This window comes from Streptomyces sp. NPDC001100 (genome assembly GCF_053598575.1).
The window spans coordinates 13,159-32,208 of record NZ_JBSFKO010000012.1; the positions used below are offsets into that span (position 1 = coordinate 13,159).

The window sequence follows — 19,050 nt, forward strand, 5'->3', positions numbered from 1 at the left end:
ACTCGCGAAATCAGCTTCTCCAGGGAGTAATGTCCCACCTGAGAAGACGATCACGAGGAAGGAACGCTCCATGCTTTCCCGCCTGTTTGCCCCCAAGGTGAAGGTCAGCGCGCACTGCGACCTGCCCTGCGGTGTGTACGACCCGGCCCAGGCCCGCATCGAGGCGGAGTCGGTGAAGGCCGTACAGGACAAGATGGCCGCCAACGACGACCCGCACTTCCAGGCGCGTGCCACCGTCATCAAGGAACAGCGCGCCGAGCTCGCGAAGCACCACGTCTCGGTGCTCTGGAGCGACTACTTCAAGCCCCCGCACTTCGAGAAGTACCCGGAGCTGCACCAGCTGGTCAACGACGCCCTGAAGGCCCTCTCGGCCGCCAAGGCGTCCACCGACCCGGCGACGGGCCAGAAGGCGCTGGACTACATCGCCCAGATCGACAAGATCTTCTGGGAGACCAAGAAGGCCTGACACACCCAACAGCCCCGGCCCGACCGGCGATCGGTGCACCATCGCAGGTCAGCGGGCCGGGGCCGTCGGGCATGTGTCAGTGGGCATGATGAAGGGGCTCGACCGGTTCGCCGGCCGGGCCCCTTCGTCGTGCTTCGTCGTACGGCAATTCCGACCGCTGGAGCCGCATCGCATGACAGACACCGACACCGGCACCGACGGGAGCGCCGAGTACGGCTACCTCTGGGACGGCTCCGAGGACGGCTGGGTGGTCGTCCGGACGACCGTGGCTGCGGGCACCATCTACAACACCACCACCCGCATGGCCCTCCTCATCGAGGACAACGCCCTGTACGCCCGGGTGATCGAGCTGATGCGCGCGCAAGGGCGCCCGTTCCTCAGCTCGATTCCCCGGTAGCCGTACCGGCCCCCGTGCCATCCTGGACCCGTGAATCGCGAAGACCTCGTACGGCTGCGTCAGGCCCGCGACCGGATGAACCGGGAGTACGCCGAGCCGCTCGACATGGCCTCGATCGCGCGGACCGCGCTGATGTCGCCGGGGCACTTCCAGCGGAGCTTCCGGGCCGCGTACGGGGAGACGCCGTACAGCTATCTCATGACCCGGCGGATCGAGCGGGCGAAGGCGTTGCTGCGGCGCGGGGATCTGAGTGTGACGGAGGTGTGCATGGCCGTCGGCTGTACCTCGCTCGGTTCGTTCAGCTCGCGCTTCACCGAGCTGGTCGGTGAGACGCCCAGCGCCTATCGCGCCCGTTCGCACGAGGCGGGCGCGGTGATCCCGTCCTGCGTGGCCCGCACCTTTACCCGGCCGAACCGGGCGGGACCGCCGCTCCGCCCCTAGCCTGTGCTGCATGGACCTGAAACTCCGCCAGTGCTTCATCGCCGTCGACGACCACGACAAGGCCCTCGCCTTCTACTGCGACGTGCTGGAGCTGGAAATCCGCAACGACGTCGGTTTCGAGGGCATGCGGTGGGTGACCGTGGGGTCGCCGTTGCAGCCGGACGTGGAGATCGTGCTGGAGCCGCCGGCCGCGAACCCGGACGCCTCCCCCGCCGACAAGCAGGCCATGGCCGAACTGCTCGCCAAGGGCACCCTGCGCGGGGTCAACTTCACCACCGCCGACTGCGACGCCCTCTACGCCCGCGTCCAGGAGTCCGGCGCCGAGGTGGTCCAGGAGCCGACGGACCAGCCGTACGGTGTCCGCGACTGCGCGTTCCGGGACCCGGCGGGGAACATGCTGCGGTTCATGCAGCGCAGCGGGGACTGAGAATCGCGGGAGGGCGGTTCGCGTCCTCCCGCTTACGATCACCTCATGAGCATCCCGGCCGGCATCCGCTGGACCTACGCCTTCGTCGACCGCCCGCGTGCGTTCCTCGATCCCGCCCGCGCCTTCTGGACGGCCGTCACGGACACCCGGCTGTCCGAACCGCGCGGTGAGGAGGGGGAGTTCGTCACCCTGGTGATGGAAGGGGCGGACGCCTGCGTGAAGGTGCAGGGGGTCGGGTCCGGCTCGGGCGGGGCGCACCTCGACTTCTCCGTCGAGGACGTGCCCGCGTTCGTGGCGTCCGCGCTGGGGCTCGGCGCCGACGCCGTCGCCGAGCACGACGGCTGGGCCGTACTCCGGTCCCCCGCCGGGCAGTTGTTCTGCGCTGTCCCCTGGCACGGCGAGGCCGTACGACCGCCCGTCGTGGACGGCAGCCGCCTCGACCAGGTGTCCCTCGACATCGGACCCGGCTCCTACGACGCCGAAGTCGCCTTCTGGAGCGCCCTGTTGCCCGACTGGGCGTCACTGCGGGGCGCCCTTCCGGAGTTCCATGTGCTCAAGCCGCCACCCGGCCTGCCGATCCGTATCCTGCTCCAGCGGCTCGGCGAGGAACGCCCCGCCTCCGCCCACCTCGACCTGGCCTGCGCGGACATCGGCGCGACGACGGCACGGCACGAGCGGTTCGGGGCGCGTGTCGTCTCCCACGGCACGCACTGGACGGTGATGCGGGACCCGGCGGGCGGCGTCTACTGTCTGACGGGGCGCGACCCGGAGACCGGCGGGCTGCCTAGCCGCTCTTGAGGCAGATGAAGATCGTATGCGGGTCGTCGTACGGCGAGGCCGTGGGCGTCGGACAGCCGTTCGCCGCGTCCTGACCGTCCTGACCCGGCGACGCCGTCGGCGTCTCGCCGTCGGGCGTGTTCAGCTGCCCGCCGTACGGCTCGTGCGGCCCGCCGGAGTCCTGCAGCCACAGGGTGAGCCCGCCCCCGACGGCCACGGCGACCGCCCACGCCACCAGGACCCGGCGCCACAACCGGCTCAAGCCGTCCACGCCTCCACCCCGACCACCGCGTCCACCGGAATCGGCCCGTAGATGTGCGGGAACTCCTCGCCGCCCGGCTCCGGCGCCTCGTACTTCAGCGGTGCGCCGAGCCGTCCCGGGTCCACCTCCAGGACCACGAGGTCGCCGGGGCCGTCGTAGGAGCCGTACAAGAAGGCTGCCACGCGCGGGAGTTGGGCGCGGGTCGAGCAGTGGATGAAGCCCTCCTCCTGGAGGGTGCGGCCACGGGTCGACCACTCGTAGGCGCCGCGCTCGCGGGCCGCGTCCCAGAGGGCGCGCTCGGTGATGTGGAGGATGGTGGCGGGGGCGGCGGTGGGTTCGGATTCCGGCATACGCCCACGCTAAGGCCTCAGCCGTGCGGCCCGTGCCCGCAGGTAGCGCTGCTCGGGCAGGCTGAGGGTCCCGGCCGCCGCCGACTCGTAGGCGGCCCGGGCCGCGGTGAACTCGCCGGCCCGTTCCAGGAGGTGGCCGCGGACCGCGTCGGGGCGGTACCCCTCCCCCAACTCGTCCGCCACCAGGTCCAGTTCGGCCAGGCCCGCGTGCGGACCGTCGACCATGGCGACGGCGACGGCCCGGTTGAGGCGTTCGACGGGGCCGGGGACCAGGCGCACCAGCACCTCGTACAGCCGAGGATCTCGTGCCAGTCCGTCGCCCGCGCCGACGGCGCCTCGTCGTGTACGGCGGCGATCGCCGCGCGCAGCTGGTAGGGCCCCGCGGGCCCCTGGGACAGCGCCCGGGTGACGAGGGCGACGCCCTCCTCGATCGCCGCCCTGTCCCAGCGGTCGCGGTCCTGGTCGTCTAGGGGGACGAGTTCGCCGTGGGGACCGGTGCGGGCGGCCCGGCGGGCGTCGGTGAGCAGCATCAGCGCGAGCAGCCCGCCACTTCGCCGGCCTCCGGGAGCAGCCGGTGCACGGCCCGGGTCAACCGGATTGCCTCGCCCGCGAGTTCGCGCCGGATCAGACTCGGGCCGGACGTCGCCGTATAGCCCTCGTTGAAGATCAGGTAGAGCGTGTGCAGGACGGCGGGCAGCCGCTCGGCCCAGTTGTCCGGCCGTCCGAAGCGCACGCCCCGCACCTTCGTCTTCGCCCGGCTGATCCTCCCCCAGTTCTCGGCTTCGCTCGAACCGGGGGACCCCCATCGCCATCGTCGCCTCGGGGACCAGGTACGCCCGGGCGATCTCCGCCGTCGTCAGACCGCCGACCGCCCGCAGGGTGAGCGCGATCTGCGCGGGCGGGGTCAGCTCCGGATGACAGCAGAGGAAGAGCAGGGAGAGGGTGTCGTCCTCGCGCGGCGGCTCGGGGGTGTACGGGTTCCGGGGCTCAAGAGCCGCCGCCCTCTCCTCCCGCGCCCGCCGCGCCTCCTCGCCGCGCAGCGCGTCCGTCAGCCGCCGCGAGGCGACCCGGATCAGCCATCCGCGCGGATTCTCCGGCACACCGCGCTCCGGCCACTGCCGGGCCGCCGCGAGCAGCGCCTCCTGTACGGCGTCCTCGGCGGTGTCGAAATGGCCGTACCGCCTGACCAGCGCGCCGAGGACCTGCGGGGCGTGGCGGCGCAGCAGGTCCTCGGTGCCGGTGGTGTCGCGCACGGGGCTCAGACGTCCGCGGTGCCGTCCTGGATGGGGCGGATCACCACCGCGCGGTTGACGGCGCCTTCGGGCAGGGGGCAGCGGGTGACGCGGTCGGCGATCTCCGTGACGCGTTCCAGGCTCGCGCACTCCAGGACCCAGTAGCCGGCCATCAGTTCCTTGGTCTCGCTGTACGGGCCGTCGGTGATCACGGCCTTGCCGTCCGCGCCCAGCGCGACCAGCCGGGTCCTCTCCGGTTCGGTCAGCCCCTGCGCGTCGATCAGCTCACCCGTCTCGGACAGGTCGTCGTTGATGGCGCCCATGTGGGCGAACATGGCCTGCAGCTCCGCCTCGCTCCAGGCCGGGGACCCGGGGGGTGGGCTTGCCCTGCATGCCGTCGTAGTCCGCCTGCGTGCCCTGCACCATGACCAGGTACTTCATGAGTCCGCTCCTTCGGCTCGGGCCACCCGTGCCGGGCGGCTCTCACAGGAGACATCGGAGCCGGGCCGGGATTCTCGACACGGGGTCAGGATTCCTCCGGGACGGATGCGGCCCCGGGCCCGGGACCCTCGCCGGCGTACGCCTCGCACTCGGGGTTCCGGCAGGGGCCGGCCACCCACTTCGGCACCCATGCCCCGAGCGTCTTGTACCGCCGGACGACGGTGGCGACCGGCTGTCCGCAGACGGGACAGGTGTGTTCTTCTCTGCCCATGCACTCAGAGTAGAACCGTGCGGGGTTCGCGCCACATCGGATACATGCGCGGGCCGTCCGGGAGGTCGAGGGTGGTGTCGGTGAAGGCGTAGCCGAGCCGTTCGTACAGCTTGGTGCTGCGCTCGCTGCTCGCCTCCAGGTACGCGGGCAGGCCTTCGCGGTCGCAGCGCTCCAGGACGTGCCGGATCAGCGCGGCGCCGAGGCCCTCGCCCTGCCGGCCCGGTGTCACGGCGATCATCCACAGGTACTCGTGGGCCCGGCCGGTGGGATGCCCCTCCGCCATGAGCCGGGCGATCGTCTCGACCCGCTCGTTGTCCGGATCCACGAACTCCCGCAGCTGTACGGCCTCGTCCTCGCCGTCCGCCGTGTGCGCCTCGCCCGGCACCGACAGCCACAGCGCGCAGGCCGAGCCGTCCTCGGCCAGATCGATCCGGCCGTCGGCGAACACGGCGTCCGTGAAGGCGGCCATCAGCTTGTGGTGGGTCGTACGGCGGTACTCGGCGTCGGGAAAGACCCAGCCGCTCACCGGGTCGTCCTGGAACGCGTCGTCCAGCAGCCCGACGATCAACTCCCGGTCGCCCTCGCCCGCCGCCCGTATCGCCACGCTCATGTCCCGCCCCTTAGCTCTCAACCACCGTCACCTGAACGGGTGTTGAGACTAGCGGGACTTACGGGCGAGTGAGCCGAAGGGGCGCGTCGGTGTCGAGAGGCCGAGCGCGCGGAGGCCCGCAGGGCCGAGCACGGTCGGCCTCTCGACACCGACTTTTGCGCCCCGGAGGCGAACCGAGCCTCAAAAAAGAGGGGCCCCGCGCACCGTGGGGATGCGCGGGACCCGTCGGTCCGGAGCCCGGTGGCCGGGCGGAGTCAGGGCCGCACGGTTCCCAAAGGCTCCGGAGTCCTCAACTGCTGCGCCGGGTCACGAACTCGGCCAGCGCGAGCAGACCGCCCGCGTCCTGCGGGTCCGGGATCGCCCGGGCCAGCTCCTGCACGGCCCGTGCCATCCGGTCGGCCGCCTGGGCCTGCGCCCAGTCCCGGCCGCCCGCCCGCTCGACGGCGAGCGCGGTGCGCTCCAAGTCCCCTTCCTCGTACGGCAGTCCGTACAGTTCGGCGAGTTCCGCGGCCGCCGGGGTGCCCGAGCCGAGCGCGGCGACCACGGGCAGCGACTTCTTGCGTACGGCGAGGTCGGCGCCGGCCGGTTTGCCGGTGCGGCCGGGGTCGCCCCATATGCCGATGACGTCGTCGATCAGCTGGAAGGCGAGCCCGGCCTGCCGGCCGAACGCGTCCAGCGCCTCGACGTCCTCGGCGGACGCCCCCGCGTACAGCGCGCCCACCGCGCAGGCGCAACCGAGCAGCGCGCCGGTCTTGGCCTCGGCCATGGCGAGCACCTCGTCGAGGGTGACCTCGCCGGGGGCGCGCTTCTCCATGGCGGTGTCCGCGTGCTGGCCCGCGCACAGTTCGACGACGCAGTCCGCGAGCCGGGCCGCGGCGGCCGAGGAGGCCGGGTGCGGGTCCTCGGCGAGCAGCCGCAGCGCCAGTGCCTGGAGTGCGTCCCCGGCGAGGATCGCGTCGGGGTCGCCGAACACGGTCCACGCGGTGGGCCGGTGTCTGCGGGTGGTGTCCCGGTCCATCACGTCGTCGTGCAGCAGGGTGAAGTTGTGGACCAGTTCCAGCGCCGCAGCGGCCCGGAGCGCGCCCGTCCGGGCCCGTTCGCCGCCGAGTGCGGTGGCCGCGGTGAGGACAAGGGCGGGGCGGATCGCCTTGCCGGCGTTGCCCGCCGCCGGGGTGCCGTCCGCGTGCTCCCACCCGAAGTGGTAGAGCGCGATCCGGCGCATCGAGCCGGGCAGCGAGTCGATCGCCGAGCGCAGTTCGGGGTCGACGGACGCCCTGGCCCCCTCCAGGATCACCGCCGCCTCATACCCGTCGGCCGGTTGTGTCCCGTCGACCGACTGTCCCCTGTCGGCCGGTTGTGTCCCGTCGACCGGCCGGCTCCCGTCGGCGCGCTGTTTCGTCTCCGCCCTGAACTCGGCCATGGGGTCCCCCTCGGAGAGTCCGCGGACGGTGGCGTTTCCACCGCGGCTGGGCACATGTGACCGGGGTGTACCCGCCCCGACGGGCGGGGACACCGCGTCCAGCTGCTGAAACGTCACCTCCAGCGGCCGATCTCGACGTTCTCCAGGACGCCGAGGGCGTCCGGCACCAGGACCGCCGCCGAGTAGTAGGCCGTCACGAGGTACTTGATGATCGCCTGTTCGTTGATGCCCATGAAGCGCACCGACAGGCTCGGCTCGATCTCGTCCGGGATACCGGCCTGCTGGAGGCCGATGACGCCCTGGTCTGCCTCGCCGGTACGCATGGCGATGATCGAGGTGGTCCGCCGGTCGCTGACCGGGATCTTGTTGCACGGGTAGATCGGCACCCCGCGCCAGGTCGGGATGCGGTTGCCGCCGACGTCGATGGACTCCGGGACCAGTCCGCGCTTGTTGAGCTCGCGGCCGAACGCGGAGATCGCGCGCGGGTGGGCGAGGAACAGCTTGGTGCCGCGCCGCCTGCTGAGCAGCTCGTCCATGTCGTCCGGGCTGGGCACGCCGTCGTGGGGCTGGAGCCGCTGGTCGTACTCGCAGTTGTTGAGCAGGCCGAACTCGCGGTTGTTGATCAGCTCGTGCTCCTGGCGCTCCTTCAACGCCTCGACGGTGAGCCGGAGTTGCTGTTCCGTCTGGTTCATCGGCTGGTTGTAGAGATCGGCCACGCGCGAGTGGATGCGCAGGACGGTCTGGGCGACGCTGAGTTCGTACTCGCGCGGCCGGGCGTCGTAGTCGACGAAGGTGTGCGGGATGTCCGGCTCGCCGGAGTGGCCCGCGGCGAGGTCGATCGCCTTCTCGCCGTACTTGTTGGTGCGCTGCTCGGGGATCGCGCGCAGCTGCGTGAGGTGTTCGCGCAGGGTGTCGGAGCGCTCCGCGACCTGCTCGACGTCCCCCCGGGCCAGCACGAGCACCGTGCAGGCGGTGTCCGCGCGGGCCGTGTACTCCCAGATGGCCTCCGGGTCCAGCAGTGCCTGGTCGCCGAAGTAGGCGCCGTCGGCGAGGACTCCGAGGACCGTGTCGTCGCCGTAGGGGCCCGTGCCGATCTTCTCCACCCTGCCGTGTGCCAGCAGGTACACCTCGTCGGCCTGGCTGCCGAACGACGCGATCGCCTCCCCCGGGGCGAACTCGCGCTGCCGGCAGCGGACCGCCAGTTCCGAGAGGACCTCCTCGTCCTCGTAGTCCCGCAGCGCGGGCAGTTCGCCGAGCTCCGCGGGGATGACCTCGACGCGGTCGCCGGTCTTCACGAATGTCACCCGGCCGTCGCCCACGGAGTAACTCAGCCGTCGGTTCACCCGGTATGTGCCACCCTGCACGTTCACCCACGGCAGTGTGCGCAGGAGCCAGCGGGAGCTGATCTCCTGCATCTGCGGTGCGGACTTGGTGGTGGTGGCCAGGTTCCGCGCAGCCGCCGTGCCAAGGCTCTGCTGCGGCTTGTTCTGCTCCGCGCGGACCTCTTCGCCTACCGACATAGAGAAATGCCCTCCCCATTCATGCCCGGCGCCTGTGCGCCCGGCATCGTTCTCGCGCACCAGCCTTCCTCACTCAGCGTGCCGGTGGTATTACCCGAAAGAGCGGGAATGGATCTTCACGTGCTGGGCACAGGGCCGTTCACCTCGAATGTTGTTCGAGTTGTGGCCGGGGCCGCCGTTGTCCGGATCGGCTCGCACGCCGTGCGAACAAGTCGTGCGTAACGGGATCTTTTCGGTACAAGCAGCGATAACAGGCGGCCGTGCACGTCGGCCGTCGCACAGCACGAAGGAGGCGTTCATGGCCTCACCCATGTCCGCGGGCGGTTTCCTGGCCGGTCTGAAGGCGGAGGGCGCAACGGTCGTCGAGGTCGGCGACTGGGAGCACCACAACCGCAACCACAAGGGCCCGTGGGGACCCGTGCACGGCGTGATGATCCACCACACGGTCACCAAGGGCAGCGCCCACACCGTGGACCTCTGCCGCGAGGGCCGCCCGGACCTGCCCGGCCCGCTGTGCCACGGCGTCATCACCAAGGACGGCACCGTCCACCTGGTCGGCTACGGACGCGCCAACCACGCGGGCCTGGGCGACGACGACGTGCTGCGCGCGGTGATCGCCGAGAAGCGGCTGCCGCACGACAACGAGGCCAACACCGACGGCAACCGGCACTTCTACGGCTTCGAGTGCGAGAACCTCGGCGACGGCGAGGACCCGTGGCCCGAGGCCCAGTTGGCGGCGATCGAGAAGGTCTGCGCGGCGATCTGCCGCCACCACGGCTGGTCTGCTCGTTCGGTGATCGGGCACCTGGAGTGGCAGCCCGGAAAGGTGGACCCGCGCGGGTTCACGATGGACTGGCTGCGCGAGCGGGTCGGCGAGCGCCTGAAGTGACCCCCGGGGGACACGGACGACTCGGGCGCCCCGGGTGACAATGGTGCCGTGACCAGCCCCGACCTCGCCGCGCTACGGCCCCGGCTGCCGTCGCCGGTGGAGGAGATCGCGGACGCGCGCTTCGGCCGGCACGGCGTCCGGCTGCTGCTCAAGCGGGACGACCTGATCCACCCGGACCTGATCGGCAACAAGTGGCGCAAGCTCGCGCCCAACCTCGCGGCGGCGGCCGGCCGTACGGTCGTCACGTTCGGCGGCGCCTACTCCAACCACCTGCGCGCCACCGCCGCCGCGGGCCGTCTCCTGGGCCTGCGGACGGTCGGCGTGGTCCGCGGCCAGGAGCTGTCCGACCGTCCGCTCAATCCGTCCCTGGCCCGGTGCGCGGCCGACGGGATGCGCCTCCACTTCGTCGACAGGTCGACGTACCGGCACAAGAGCGAGCCCAGGACACTGGCCGGCATCCTGCGCGAGGTGGACACGGAGGACGCGTACGTCGTCCCGGAGGGCGGCAGCAACTCCCTTGCCGTGCACGGCTGCCGGGCCCTCGGCGAGGAACTGCGCGCGCGTGCCGACGTCGATGTGGTCGCCCTCGCCTGCGGGACCGGCGGCACACTGGCCGGACTGGCCGCCGGACTCGCCCCCGACCAGCGGGTGTTGGGGATACCGGTCCTCAAGGGTGGCTTCCTGGGCGCCGACATCACGGCCCTCCAGGAGCGGGCCTTCGGCGGCCGACGCGGCGACTGGTCGCTCGACGACCGCTTCCATTTCGGCGGCTACGCGCGCGTGCCGGCCGAACTCGACACCTTCGCCGAGGACTTCGAGGACCGGCACGGGCTGGCCGTCGAGCGTCTCTATGTCGCCAAGTCGCTGTACGGACTCGTTGCCCTCGTGGGCGAAGGTGCCTTCCCGCGCGGGAGCACGGTCGCGGCTGTCGTCACCGGGCGCCCCTTGCCGTGACCTTCTAGGCCGCCTCCCGATAAGCCGCCGCCTCCTCCAGGTCCAGCCTGCGCAGCAGGGTGCGCAGCATCTCGTCGTCGATGTAGCGGCCGTCGCGCAGGCGGACGAACATCGAGCGTTCGGCGCTGATCATCTCGCGGGACAGGCGGCGGTAGGTGTCGTCGACGGTCTCGCCGGTGACGGGGTTGGTGGCGCCCAGGCGCTCCCAGACGGCGTTGCGGCGGCGCTCCAGGACCTCGCGGAGGCGGTCGGCCAGCGGAGGGGGCAGGGCGTTGCGCTCGTCCTCCAGAAGGGCGTTGAGGCGTTTCTCGGCCACCCGGGAGGCCTGCGCCTGGGCGTTGGCCTCGGCGAGCGTCTCGGCCTGGGGGTCGCGCCCGGGGAATTTCAGCAGCCGGATGATCGGGGGCAGGCTCAGGCCCTGCACCACCAGGGTCCCGATGACCGTCGTGAAGGTCAGGAATAGGATGATGTTGCGCTGCGGGAAGGGGTCGCCGCCGTGCACCGTGAGCGGGATCGAGAAGGCGATGGCGAGTGAGACCACGCCCCGCATGCCGGCCCACGCGGTGGTCATCGCCCCCTTCCAGGTGGGGTTGTCCTCGCGTTCCCTGATCCGCGCGGAGAACATGCGGGGCAGGAAGGCCGCCGGGTACACCCACACGAAGCGGGTCACGACGACCACCAGGAAGAGGGCGATCGCGTACAGGGCCGCGTCCAGGCCCCGGTACTCGCCAAGTCCCTTGAGGACCACCGGCAGTTGCAGCCCGATCAGGGCGAACACCGCCGACTCCAGGACGAAGGCGACCATCTTCCAGACCGCCTCCTCCTGGAGGCGGGTCGCGAAATCGACCTCCCACGCGCGGTGGCCCAGATAGAGCGCCACGACCACGACGGCGAGCACTCCGGAGGCGTGCACCTGCTCGGCGACCGCGTAGGCGACGAACGGGATCAGCAGGGAGAGCGTGTTCTGGAGCAGCGCCTCCTTGAGGTGGGTGCGCAGCCAGTGGATCGGCACCATCATCAGGAGCCCGACACCCACACCGCCGACGGCCGCGAGCAGGAACTCCCCGATGCCGCCGGCCCAGGTGGCGCCCTCGCCGACCGCCGCCGCGAGGGCCACCTTGTAGGCGGTGATCGCGGTGGCGTCGTTCAGCAGGGACTCGCCCTGGAGGATCGTCGTGATCCGCGAGGGCAGTCCCACCCGGCGGGCCACCGCGGTCGCGGCGACCGCGTCCGGCGGCGCGACCACCGCGCCGAGCACCAGCGCCGCGGTCAGCGGCAGCCCGGGCACGATCACGTACGCGGCCCAGCCGACGACGAACGTGGCGAAGAGCACGTACCCCACCGACAACAGCGCCACCGGCCGCACTTGGGCCCGCAGGTCGAGGTACGAGCTGTCGGTGGCCGACGTGTACAGCAGCGGGGGCAGCAGCAGCGGCAGGACGACGTCCGGGTCCAGGGTGTAGTCCGGGACCCCCGGCACGTACGAGACGGCCAGCCCGACCGCGACCAGCAGCAGCGGTGCCGGCACCGGGGTGCGCCGGGCCCCCGCGGCCACCGCGGCACTTCCCGCCACCAGCAACAGCAGTGGCATCACGTCCATCGTCCTCGCCCGCCCTCGTTTTTCCGCGCGGCCAACCGCACAGCCGTCGTAATCTGGCAATCATGAAACAGTGCACGCACGCCGACGCGCTGCCGCTCCCGGAACCGAAGCCCCAGAGCGAGACCTGCCTTGAGTGTCTGGCGGCCGGCACCCACCCCGTACAGCTGCGACTGTGCCTCTACTGCGGCCATGTCGCCTGCTGCGACTCCTCGCCCCTGCGCCACGCGACAGCACATCACAAGGAATCCGGGCACCCGGTGATGCGGACCTACGAACCCGGGGAGAGCTGGCGCTGGTGCTTCGTGGACCACGTACTCCTGTGACCCCGTAATCCGACCCCCGGTTTCGACGGTTCGACCGTCTGACGTCTGGGTACGTCAACCCGGCGCGCGCTCTTCCCAATTGGGCCCGCAGGACCCCTAGCCACGGAGCGTATCCGTAGGTTTACTATGAGTGACAGCATGGGGTTGGGGTCCCGGGGACAGGAAAGTTCGGAGCGCGGTAGCGTCACCGCTGAACCAAGTATCGCGTTACCCCGGGGGGCGACCCCTGGGCCCCCGAAAGAGCTTGTACCACCTTGGAGGTGAGGGTGTCCCAGATCGCAGGCGAGCCCGCGACCCAGGACTTCGTGGAAGTCCGGCTGCCGGCTGCGGGTGCCTACCTGTCGGTGCTGCGTACGGCCACGGCCGGCCTCGCAGCCCGTTTGGACTTCACCCTCGACGAGATCGAGGACCTCCGCATCGCGGTGGACGAGGCCTGCGCGATCCTGCTCCAGCAGGCCGTGCCCGGCTCAGTGCTCAGCTGTGTCTTCCGGCTCGTGGACGACTCGCTCGAAGTCACCGTCTCCGCCCCGACGACGGACGGTCACGCGCCCTCGCGCGACACCTTCGCCTGGACCGTGCTCTCGGCCCTCGCGGGCAAGGTCTCATCGGCAGTCGACGAGGACAAGACCGTTTCGATCAGCCTCTACAAACAGCGCGGCGCGGGACCCGGGCCGGCGTGAGGAACGGGGACGGGCCGGTGCGGGACGAAGAGCGCGGCACACGGGAGCTGCCGGCCGAGGGCGGCACGGGCGGAGCACGCCGTACGGCGGACGCCGGCCCCCTGGTGCCCTGCGGCGGAATCCCCGAGCAGGCCCGGCCGCATCCGGAGGACGAACCCTCGGAGGCCGGTGTGACGGACGACGGTCAACGTGAGCAGGACGGTGCCGTGCGTATTGGTGGGGTCTCCCCTGTTGCCGGGGGTTCCCCCGCTCCGACTGAGTCGAGCGTGGGGGAGGAGGCGAAAGCTCGGGGAAGGGCGACGGACCAGGCGATGAGCGAGCACGAGCGGGACGACGTGGCGGGCGCGCACAGTGTGCAGAGTGCGCAGAGCACCCGGCACGACCCCCAGGATCGCAGCGGAGCGCGCGCTCTCTTCATCGAGCTGCGCACGCTCAAGGACGGCAGCGTCGAGTACGCGGAGCTGCGCAACCGGCTGGTCCGTATGCACCTGCCGCTCGTCGAGCATCTCGCGCGCCGCTTCCGCAACCGCGGCGAGCCGCTGGACGACCTGACCCAGGTCGCCACCATCGGCCTGATCAAGTCGGTCGACCGCTTCGACCCGGAACGCGGGGTCGAGTTCTCGACGTACGCGACCCCGACGGTCGTCGGCGAGATCAAGCGGCACTTCCGTGACAAGGGCTGGGCGGTGCGTGTTCCGCGCAGGCTCCAGGAGCTGCGGCTGTCGCTGACCACGGCGACGGCGGAGCTCTCGCAGCGGCACGGCCGCTCCCCCACGGTCCACGAGCTGGCCGAGAAGCTGGGCATCTCGGAGGAGGAGGTCCTGGAGGGCCTGGAGTCCGCGAACGCGTACTCCACGCTGTCCCTGGACGTCCCGGACACGGACGACGAGTCCCCCGCGGTCGCGGACACCCTGGGCGCGTACGACGAGGCCCTGGAGGGCGTCGAGTACCGGGAGTCGCTCAAGCCGCTCCTGGAGGACCTGCCGCCCCGGGAGAAGCGGATCCTGCTGCTGCGTTTCTTCGGCAACATGACGCAGTCGCAGATCGCGCAGGAGGTCGGCATCTCCCAGATGCACGTGTCCCGGCTGCTGGCCCGGACACTGGCCCAGCTGCGGGAGAAGCTCCTCGTGGAGGAGTAGGACCGGGCCGGAGGCTAGCCCTTCGGCTCTTCGGTACGGCGGCCGGGCCCTCGGATTCCGAGGGCCTGTGTCGTTGCCGGGTTCACCAGCAGCACCAGCGAGGCGATCGCGACCACCGCGAGCGCGATCCCGGCCGGGATGGCCACGCTGTCGGCCTGGAGCAGGTTGTAGGCCACCGGCAGCGCCATGATCTGCGTGATGACGGCGGGGCCCCGGCTCCAGCTCCGCCGGCCGAGCAGTCCGCGCGCGGCGAGCAGGGGCAGCAGCGCGAGCACCACCAGGGTGATGCCTCCGGTCACGGCCTGCTGCCGGTCGTCCGGGTCGCCGGTGAGCCCCAGGACGAGCATCCACACTCCGCCTACCGCCAGCGCGAGACCCTCCAGCGCGACCAGGGCCGCCGCGTAGGCCAGCCGGCGCGGACGGGGTCCGTCGGGGCCGTCGGTCTCCGTCTCCGGGGCGGGGGTCTGCTCAGCGCTCACCCCAGAAGGGTAGCCCTCGGAAAACGGCCCCGGGTGTCCAGGCTCACGCCCTCTCCTCTTACCGAACCCCTACCTCGGTATGGGACGGGTACCCCCCAGTAGGTACGCTGCAACTCATGCGTGCACTTCTCGTGGTCAATCCGGCGGCAACCACCACAAGCGCACGTACGCGCGACGTCCTGCTCCACGCGCTCGCCAGCGAGATGAAGCTGGAGGCCGTCACCACGGAGTACAGAGGCCACGCGCGTGACCTCGCCCGGCAGGCCGCGGAGAGCGGGAACGTCGACCTGGTGGTGGCCCTCGGCGGCGACGGCACCGTCAACGAGGTCGTCAACGGCCTGCTGCACACCGGTCCCGACCCGGAGCGTCTGCCCGGCCTCGCCGTGGTCCCCGGCGGTTCCACCAACGTCTTCGCGCGCGCCCTGGGGCTGCCCAACGACGCCGTGGAGGCCACCGGCGCCATTCTCGACGCCCTGCGCGAGGGCAGCGAGCGGACGGTCGGTCTGGGGCTGAGTTCCGGGACGCCCGGTACCGAGGACGAGGCGGTGCCGTCGCGCTGGTTCACCTTCAACGCCGGGCTCGGGTTCGACGCCGGGGTGGTCGGGCGGGTCGAGCAGCAGCGGGAGCAGGGCAAGAAATCCACGCACGCGTTGTACGTGCGTCAGGTGGTCCGGCAGTTCCTCGGGGAGCAGCACCGCCGGCACGGGACGATCACCCTGGAGCAGCCCGGCGAGGACCCGGTCACCGATCTGGTGGTGGCCATAGTCTCGAACACCTCGCCCTGGACGTATCTCGGCAATCGCCCGATGTACACGTCACCTAAGGCGTCGTTCGATAAAGGCCTCGACGTACTCGGTCTCAGCCGCCTGTCCAGCGCCGCGGTTGCCCGGTATGGCACCCAGTTGCTCACTTCGTCCCCCGAGCGTGGACCCCACGGCAAGCACGCTGCGGCTCTGCACGACCTGACCGAGTTCACCTTGCATTCGAAGGCCCCTCTACCCCTTCAGATGGACGGCGACCACCTCGGACTGCGTACGAGCGTGACGTTCACAGGCGTACGCCGTGCACTGCGTGTGATTGTGTGAGCAGAAAGGGCTGAAGTCCTTTCACTCGAACGTTTAGACCAGGATCCACCCCATGGAAGTACGGCTGTGACCTAGTCGACACCGAGGAATCAAAAAAAACTTTCCAGAAGGGGTTGTATCCGCCGCTGAGGTTTGCGAGTCTCTACGTGGCGATCGAGACGGCCCGCAACACCGGCCTCCACGGATCGCCGGAACCCCTCTTCAATCCACAGGACCCCGCCAGTGAACCTGGCGTTCGGCCCTTCACTTGTTGAGGGATTCGTGAAAGCGTTCACATTCACAAGCAACCCGCACGTAATACCAAGGAGAGGTAGCAGCCATGGACTGGCGTCACAACGCCGTTTGCCGCGAGGAAGACCCCGAGCTCTTCTTCCCCATCGGCAACACCGGTCCTGCGCTGCTGCAGATCGAGGAAGCCAAGGCCGTCTGCCGTCGCTGCCCCGTTATGGATCAGTGTCTGCAGTGGGCGCTCGAGTCCGGCCAGGACTCCGGCGTCTGGGGTGGTCTCAGCGAGGACGAGCGCCGCGCCATGAAGCGCCGCGCCGCTCGCAACCGGGCCCGTCAGGCCTCCGCCTGACATCCACCCTGCTAACAGCCTGAGCTTGGCGGCGCGTACAGCGAGTACGCATCTCCCGCCCCCGAGCCGCAGCGCGCAGTACCCCCGATGCGCATAGCAACGAGCGACTGGCCCCGGATCACCCAGTGATCCGGGGCTCTTTGCTGTTCAGGTACACGTTCTTCAGTACGCGGCACTCAAGCACGCGCGCGAGTACGGCAGTTCGGGCACGCGCGTGTGGAGGTCGTGTGCACATACGTCACTTGTGCGCCTGCACCGGCACATCCAGAATCACCCGGGTCCCCCGCTCCGGCCCCGGCACCATGTCGAACGTGCCGCCCAACTCGCCCTCCACCAGGGTCCGCACGATCTGCAGGCCCAGATTGCCGGAGCGGTGCGGGTCGAATCCCTCGGGGAGTCCCACGCCGTCGTCCTGCACGGTGACCAGGAGGCGGGCCTCCTTCGAGGTGCCGCCGCGCACCGCGGACACCTCGACCGTGCCGGTCTCGCCCTCGCGGAAGCCGTGCTCCAGGGCGTTCTGCAGGATCTCGGTGAGGACCATGGAGAGCGGGGTCGCGACCTCGGCGTCCAGTATTCCGAAGCGACCGCTGCGCCGGCCGGTGACCTTGCCCGGGGAGATCTCGGCGACCATCGCGAGCACCCGGTCGGCGATCTCGTCGAACTCCACGCGCTCGTCCAGGTTCTGGGACAACGTCTCGTGCACGATCGCGATCGAACCGACCCGACGTACGGCCTCCTCCAGTGCCTCCCGGCCGCGCTCGGACTCGATCCGGCGGGCCTGGAGGCGCAACAGGGCGGCGACCGTCTGGAGGTTGTTCTTCACCCGGTGGTGGATCTCCCGGATGGTCGCGTCCTTGGTGATCAACTCCCGCTCGCGGCGCCGCAGTTCGGTGACGTCCCGGAGCAGCACCAGGGAACCGATGCGGGTGCCCTTGGGTTTGAGCGGGATCGCCCGGAACTGGATCACCCCGTCACGCGCCTCGATCTCGAACTCGCGCGGCGCCCACCCGCTGGCCACCTTGGCGAGCGCCTCGTCCACCGGGCCCCGGGTCGGGGCGAGTTCGGCGGTGGTCACGCCCAGGTGCTGGCCGACGAGATCGGTGGCGAGGCCCATGCGGTGGTAGGCGGAGAGGGCGTTGGGCGAGGCGTACTGCACGATGCCGTCGCCGTCGAGCCGGATCAGTCCGTCGCCGACGCGCGGCGAGGCGTCCATGTCGACGAGCTGGTTCGGGAACGGGAAGGAACCGGCCGCGATCATCTGCGCGAGGTCCGACGCGCTCTGCAGATACGTGAGTTCGAGGCGGCTCGGGGTGCGCACGGTGAGCAGGTTGGTGTTGCGCGCGATGACTCCCAGGACGCGCCCGTCCCGTCGTACCGGAATCGACTCGACGCGGACGGGGACCTCTTCGCGCCACTCGGGGTCACCCTCGCGCACGATCCGGCCCTCGTCGAGGGCGGCGTCCAGCATGGGGCGGCGGCCGCGCGGGACGAGGTGGCCGACCATGTCGTCCTGGTAGGAGGTGGGGCCGGTGTTCGGCCGCATCTGGGCGACGGAGACATAGCGGGTGCCGTCGCGCGTGGGGACCCACAGGACCAGGTCGGCGAAGGAGAGGTCGGAGAGCAGCTGCCACTCCGAGACCAGCAGGTGGAGCCACTCGAGGTCGGAGTCGTCGAGTGCGGTGTGCTGGCGTACGAGTTCGTTCATGGAGGGCACGTCTGCGAGCGTACCCGCCGGTCTGTACCTGTCCTAAAAACACCCGCGGGCCGCGGCGCCTGAGAGGGACCCTCAGCCCTCTCGGCACCGCAGCCCGGAGCAGCAACGGCCACGGGGTGTGCGGTCCCGATCGGCCGATGGATGAGGAGCCGGGGCAGTCAGGGCAGAGAGACCCGGTTCCTCGGTCCGTCTTCCTGTGCGGGGAAGACGGAGGCTTTCGCCTTAACACATTCTGGACTAGACCACTATCCGTGTCCATGCGTTGAAGGATGTTTGATGCTGGCGCTTTCCCGCACCGGTCCACTACTAGTCGGACGCCCCAGCATCCAGTGGGAAGCCTAACGGTGTTGAGTCATGTGCGGGGCCAGATGGTCATGGCAATTTCCGCGAGCGCCTCCAGCTCCGCCCGGCTCGCCCCGTCCCGCGCCTGCTGGGACATTCCCTGGACGACCGCCCCCGCGTACCGGGCCAGCGCGGCGGCGTCGAGGTCCTGCGGCAGCTCCCCCGCGGCGACGTCCGCGGCGATACGGCGCTCGAAGGCGGCGAGGTTGGCGTTGCGCCGCGCCCGCAGGGACTCCTCGACCTCGGGGGTCGTGCAGTTGGTGGCCGCGTGGATGACGAGACAGCCGTGCGGCCGGCCTGGAGCCGTGTACTCGGCGGCGGCCTCCCGCAGGATCCGCGCCACGGCGGCGCGGGCGGTGGGCTCCTCGGCGAGGGCACGGTCGGCGAAGGAGCCGTAGCGCGTGCCGTACTCCTCGACGACCTCGGCGAACAGGGCCTGCTTGTCGCCGAAGGCGGCGTAGAGGCTGGGGGCGCCGATGCCCATGGCGCGGGTCAGGTCCGAGACGGAGGTGGCCTCGTAGCCGTGCTCCCAGAAGGCGAGCACCGCCCGCCCCAACGCGGTCGTACGGTCGAAGGAGCGCGGCCGCCCTCGCGACTTACCGGCCTTGACCTGCGGTTTCGCCTCAGCACCGTCCACCATGGAGTGAATTGTAT

22 protein-coding genes and 2 pseudogenes are annotated in these 19,050 nt (G+C 70.7%); 12 read left to right on the plus strand and 12 right to left on the minus strand.

Going from position 1 to position 19,050, the window contains the following annotated elements; translation table 11 throughout:
• Positions 1-70 precede the first annotated feature (70 nt).
• The 5 genes from sodN to ACWDEW_RS18980 all read left to right on the plus strand — a co-directional run bounded on the left by sodN (position 71) and on the right by ACWDEW_RS18980 (position 2,529).
• Entirely contained in the window at positions 71-466 is a 396-nt protein-coding gene (gene sodN / locus ACWDEW_RS18960) for a superoxide dismutase, Ni (RefSeq protein WP_005480378.1), read from the plus strand.
• Between the two features lie 172 nt (positions 467-638).
• Positions 639-863: a hypothetical protein gene (locus ACWDEW_RS18965; RefSeq protein WP_450514126.1), complete on the plus strand. Its 225-nt coding sequence runs from the start codon at positions 639-641 to the stop codon at positions 861-863.
• Positions 864-893: 30 nt separating this feature from the next.
• Entirely contained in the window at positions 894-1,304 is a 411-nt protein-coding gene (locus ACWDEW_RS18970; protein WP_019072194.1) for a helix-turn-helix transcriptional regulator, read from the plus strand.
• A gap of 10 nt (positions 1,305-1,314) precedes the next feature.
• The gene (locus ACWDEW_RS18975) at positions 1,315-1,731 is read left to right on the plus strand and encodes a VOC family protein (RefSeq protein WP_019072193.1); all 417 of its coding nucleotides are present in this window, start codon (positions 1,315-1,317) and stop codon (positions 1,729-1,731) included.
• Positions 1,732-1,776: 45 nt separating this feature from the next.
• Positions 1,777-2,529, plus strand: coding sequence for a VOC family protein (locus ACWDEW_RS18980; protein ID WP_450514127.1), 753 nt, complete (start codon positions 1,777-1,779; stop codon positions 2,527-2,529).
• Here ACWDEW_RS18980 and ACWDEW_RS18985 read toward each other — a convergent pair.
• The 8 genes and pseudogenes from ACWDEW_RS18985 to ACWDEW_RS19020 all read right to left on the minus strand — a co-directional run bounded on the left by ACWDEW_RS18985 (position 2,516) and on the right by ACWDEW_RS19020 (position 8,614).
• On the minus strand, positions 2,516-2,779 hold the full coding sequence (locus ACWDEW_RS18985) for a hypothetical protein (protein ID WP_450514128.1): 264 nt from the start codon (positions 2,777-2,779) through the stop codon (positions 2,516-2,518). The two genes, ACWDEW_RS18980 and ACWDEW_RS18985, sit on opposite strands and share 14 nt — an antisense overlap.
• Positions 2,767-3,120 carry a DUF952 domain-containing protein gene (locus ACWDEW_RS18990; RefSeq protein ID WP_450514129.1) on the minus strand — a complete coding sequence of 118 codons (354 nt, stop codon included), beginning with the start codon at positions 3,118-3,120 and terminating at the stop codon, positions 2,767-2,769. The genes ACWDEW_RS18985 and ACWDEW_RS18990 overlap by 13 nt, the downstream gene beginning before the upstream one ends.
• Positions 3,121-3,129: 9 nt before the next feature.
• Positions 3,130-4,373, minus strand: a pseudogene (locus ACWDEW_RS18995) (RNA polymerase sigma factor).
• A gap of 5 nt (positions 4,374-4,378) precedes the next feature.
• A pseudogene (locus ACWDEW_RS19000) lies at positions 4,379-4,793 on the minus strand (YciI family protein).
• A gap of 85 nt (positions 4,794-4,878) precedes the next feature.
• Positions 4,879-5,064: a hypothetical protein gene (locus ACWDEW_RS19005; RefSeq protein WP_450514130.1), complete on the minus strand. Its 186-nt coding sequence runs from the start codon at positions 5,062-5,064 to the stop codon at positions 4,879-4,881.
• Between the two features lie 4 nt (positions 5,065-5,068).
• Positions 5,069-5,674: a GNAT family N-acetyltransferase gene (locus ACWDEW_RS19010; protein ID WP_450514131.1), complete on the minus strand. Its 606-nt coding sequence runs from the start codon at positions 5,672-5,674 to the stop codon at positions 5,069-5,071.
• Between the two features lie 289 nt (positions 5,675-5,963).
• Entirely contained in the window at positions 5,964-7,094 is a 1,131-nt protein-coding gene (locus ACWDEW_RS19015; RefSeq protein WP_450514132.1) for a family 2 encapsulin nanocompartment cargo protein polyprenyl transferase, read from the minus strand.
• A 113-nt stretch (positions 7,095-7,207) separates the two neighbouring features.
• A complete protein-coding gene (locus ACWDEW_RS19020; RefSeq protein ID WP_450514133.1) occupies positions 7,208-8,614 on the minus strand; it encodes a family 2B encapsulin nanocompartment shell protein in 1,407 nt (468 codons plus the stop codon).
• A gap of 298 nt (positions 8,615-8,912) precedes the next feature.
• Between ACWDEW_RS19020 and ACWDEW_RS19025 the strand changes: the two genes are divergently transcribed.
• Together ACWDEW_RS19025 and ACWDEW_RS19030 are read left to right on the plus strand one after the other, a co-directional pair.
• Positions 8,913-9,503, plus strand: a complete 591-nt coding sequence (locus tag ACWDEW_RS19025) for an N-acetylmuramoyl-L-alanine amidase (protein ID WP_450514134.1) — start codon at positions 8,913-8,915, stop codon at positions 9,501-9,503.
• Positions 9,504-9,551: 48 nt separating this feature from the next.
• Positions 9,552-10,457 carry a 1-aminocyclopropane-1-carboxylate deaminase/D-cysteine desulfhydrase gene (locus tag ACWDEW_RS19030; protein WP_450514135.1) on the plus strand — a complete coding sequence of 302 codons (906 nt, stop codon included), beginning with the start codon at positions 9,552-9,554 and terminating at the stop codon, positions 10,455-10,457.
• Between the two features lie 4 nt (positions 10,458-10,461).
• Here ACWDEW_RS19030 and ACWDEW_RS19035 read toward each other — a convergent pair whose 3' ends face one another.
• On the minus strand, positions 10,462-12,057 hold the full coding sequence (locus ACWDEW_RS19035; RefSeq protein WP_431252875.1) for a Na+/H+ antiporter: 1,596 nt from the start codon (positions 12,055-12,057) through the stop codon (positions 10,462-10,464).
• A 62-nt stretch (positions 12,058-12,119) separates the two neighbouring features.
• Between ACWDEW_RS19035 and ACWDEW_RS19040 the strand changes: the two genes are divergently transcribed.
• From ACWDEW_RS19040 to ACWDEW_RS19050, 3 genes are all read left to right on the plus strand, one after another.
• The gene (locus ACWDEW_RS19040; protein WP_019072181.1) at positions 12,120-12,380 is read left to right on the plus strand and encodes a UBP-type zinc finger domain-containing protein; all 261 of its coding nucleotides are present in this window, start codon (positions 12,120-12,122) and stop codon (positions 12,378-12,380) included.
• Positions 12,381-12,646: 266 nt separating this feature from the next.
• Positions 12,647-13,060, plus strand: a complete 414-nt coding sequence (locus ACWDEW_RS19045; protein WP_004925829.1) for an ATP-binding protein — start codon at positions 12,647-12,649, stop codon at positions 13,058-13,060.
• A 17-nt stretch (positions 13,061-13,077) separates the two neighbouring features.
• Positions 13,078-14,199: an RNA polymerase sigma factor SigF gene (locus tag ACWDEW_RS19050; protein ID WP_450514136.1), complete on the plus strand. Its 1,122-nt coding sequence runs from the start codon at positions 13,078-13,080 to the stop codon at positions 14,197-14,199.
• 14 nt (positions 14,200-14,213) lie between these two features.
• Here the strand turns inward: ACWDEW_RS19050 and ACWDEW_RS19055 are convergent, their stop codons facing one another.
• Positions 14,214-14,678, minus strand: coding sequence for a hypothetical protein (locus ACWDEW_RS19055; RefSeq protein ID WP_450514137.1), 465 nt, complete (start codon positions 14,676-14,678; stop codon positions 14,214-14,216).
• 116 nt (positions 14,679-14,794) lie between these two features.
• Here ACWDEW_RS19055 and ACWDEW_RS19060 point away from each other — a divergent pair, with 116 nt between their 5' ends.
• Both ACWDEW_RS19060 and ACWDEW_RS19065 read left to right on the plus strand, forming a co-directional pair.
• Positions 14,795-15,763 carry a diacylglycerol/lipid kinase family protein gene (locus tag ACWDEW_RS19060; RefSeq protein ID WP_450514138.1) on the plus strand — a complete coding sequence of 323 codons (969 nt, stop codon included), beginning with the start codon at positions 14,795-14,797 and terminating at the stop codon, positions 15,761-15,763.
• A gap of 319 nt (positions 15,764-16,082) precedes the next feature.
• Positions 16,083-16,340, plus strand: a complete 258-nt coding sequence (locus ACWDEW_RS19065; RefSeq protein WP_006142322.1) for a WhiB family transcriptional regulator — start codon at positions 16,083-16,085, stop codon at positions 16,338-16,340.
• A gap of 238 nt (positions 16,341-16,578) precedes the next feature.
• On the opposite strand, the gene ACWDEW_RS19070 is transcribed toward ACWDEW_RS19065, so the two are convergent.
• Positions 16,579-18,045 carry a sensor histidine kinase gene (locus tag ACWDEW_RS19070; protein ID WP_450514296.1) on the minus strand — a complete coding sequence of 489 codons (1,467 nt, stop codon included), beginning with the start codon at positions 18,043-18,045 and terminating at the stop codon, positions 16,579-16,581.
• 361 nt (positions 18,046-18,406) lie between these two features.
• Entirely contained in the window at positions 18,407-19,036 is a 630-nt protein-coding gene (locus ACWDEW_RS19075) for a TetR/AcrR family transcriptional regulator (RefSeq protein WP_450514139.1), read from the minus strand.
• Between the last annotated feature and the right edge of the window lie 14 nt (positions 19,037-19,050).

What these genes read in the sequence shown, in the direction of transcription:
- ACWDEW_RS18965 (WP_450514126.1), top strand. Translation starts at nt 639, where the DNA reads ATGACAGACACCGACACCGGCACCGACGGGAGCGCCGAGTACGGCTAC.
- ACWDEW_RS19040 (WP_019072181.1), top strand. Translation starts at nt 12,120, where the DNA reads ATGAAACAGTGCACGCACGCCGACGCGCTGCCGCTCCCGGAACCGAAG.
- sodN (WP_005480378.1), top strand. Translation starts at nt 71, where the DNA reads ATGCTTTCCCGCCTGTTTGCCCCCAAGGTGAAGGTCAGCGCGCACTGC.
- ACWDEW_RS19010 (WP_450514131.1), bottom strand. Translation starts at nt 5,674, where the DNA reads ATGAGCGTGGCGATACGGGCGGCGGGCGAGGGCGACCGGGAGTTGATC.
- ACWDEW_RS19075 (WP_450514139.1), bottom strand. Translation starts at nt 19,036, where the DNA reads ATGGTGGACGGTGCTGAGGCGAAACCGCAGGTCAAGGCCGGTAAGTCG.
- ACWDEW_RS18980 (WP_450514127.1), top strand. Translation starts at nt 1,777, where the DNA reads ATGAGCATCCCGGCCGGCATCCGCTGGACCTACGCCTTCGTCGACCGC.
- ACWDEW_RS19020 (WP_450514133.1), bottom strand. Translation starts at nt 8,614, where the DNA reads ATGTCGGTAGGCGAAGAGGTCCGCGCGGAGCAGAACAAGCCGCAGCAG.
- ACWDEW_RS19070 (WP_450514296.1), bottom strand. Translation starts at nt 18,045, where the DNA reads ATGAACGAACTCGTACGCCAGCACACCGCACTCGACGACTCCGACCTC.
- ACWDEW_RS18975 (WP_019072193.1), top strand. Translation starts at nt 1,315, where the DNA reads ATGGACCTGAAACTCCGCCAGTGCTTCATCGCCGTCGACGACCACGAC.
- ACWDEW_RS19060 (WP_450514138.1), top strand. Translation starts at nt 14,795, where the DNA reads ATGCGTGCACTTCTCGTGGTCAATCCGGCGGCAACCACCACAAGCGCA.
- ACWDEW_RS18990 (WP_450514129.1), bottom strand. Translation starts at nt 3,120, where the DNA reads ATGCCGGAATCCGAACCCACCGCCGCCCCCGCCACCATCCTCCACATC.
- ACWDEW_RS19025 (WP_450514134.1), top strand. Translation starts at nt 8,913, where the DNA reads ATGGCCTCACCCATGTCCGCGGGCGGTTTCCTGGCCGGTCTGAAGGCG.
- ACWDEW_RS19065 (WP_006142322.1), top strand. Translation starts at nt 16,083, where the DNA reads ATGGACTGGCGTCACAACGCCGTTTGCCGCGAGGAAGACCCCGAGCTC.
- ACWDEW_RS19015 (WP_450514132.1), bottom strand. Translation starts at nt 7,094, where the DNA reads ATGGCCGAGTTCAGGGCGGAGACGAAACAGCGCGCCGACGGGAGCCGG.
- ACWDEW_RS19035 (WP_431252875.1), bottom strand. Translation starts at nt 12,057, where the DNA reads ATGGACGTGATGCCACTGCTGTTGCTGGTGGCGGGAAGTGCCGCGGTG.
- ACWDEW_RS19005 (WP_450514130.1), bottom strand. Translation starts at nt 5,064, where the DNA reads ATGGGCAGAGAAGAACACACCTGTCCCGTCTGCGGACAGCCGGTCGCC.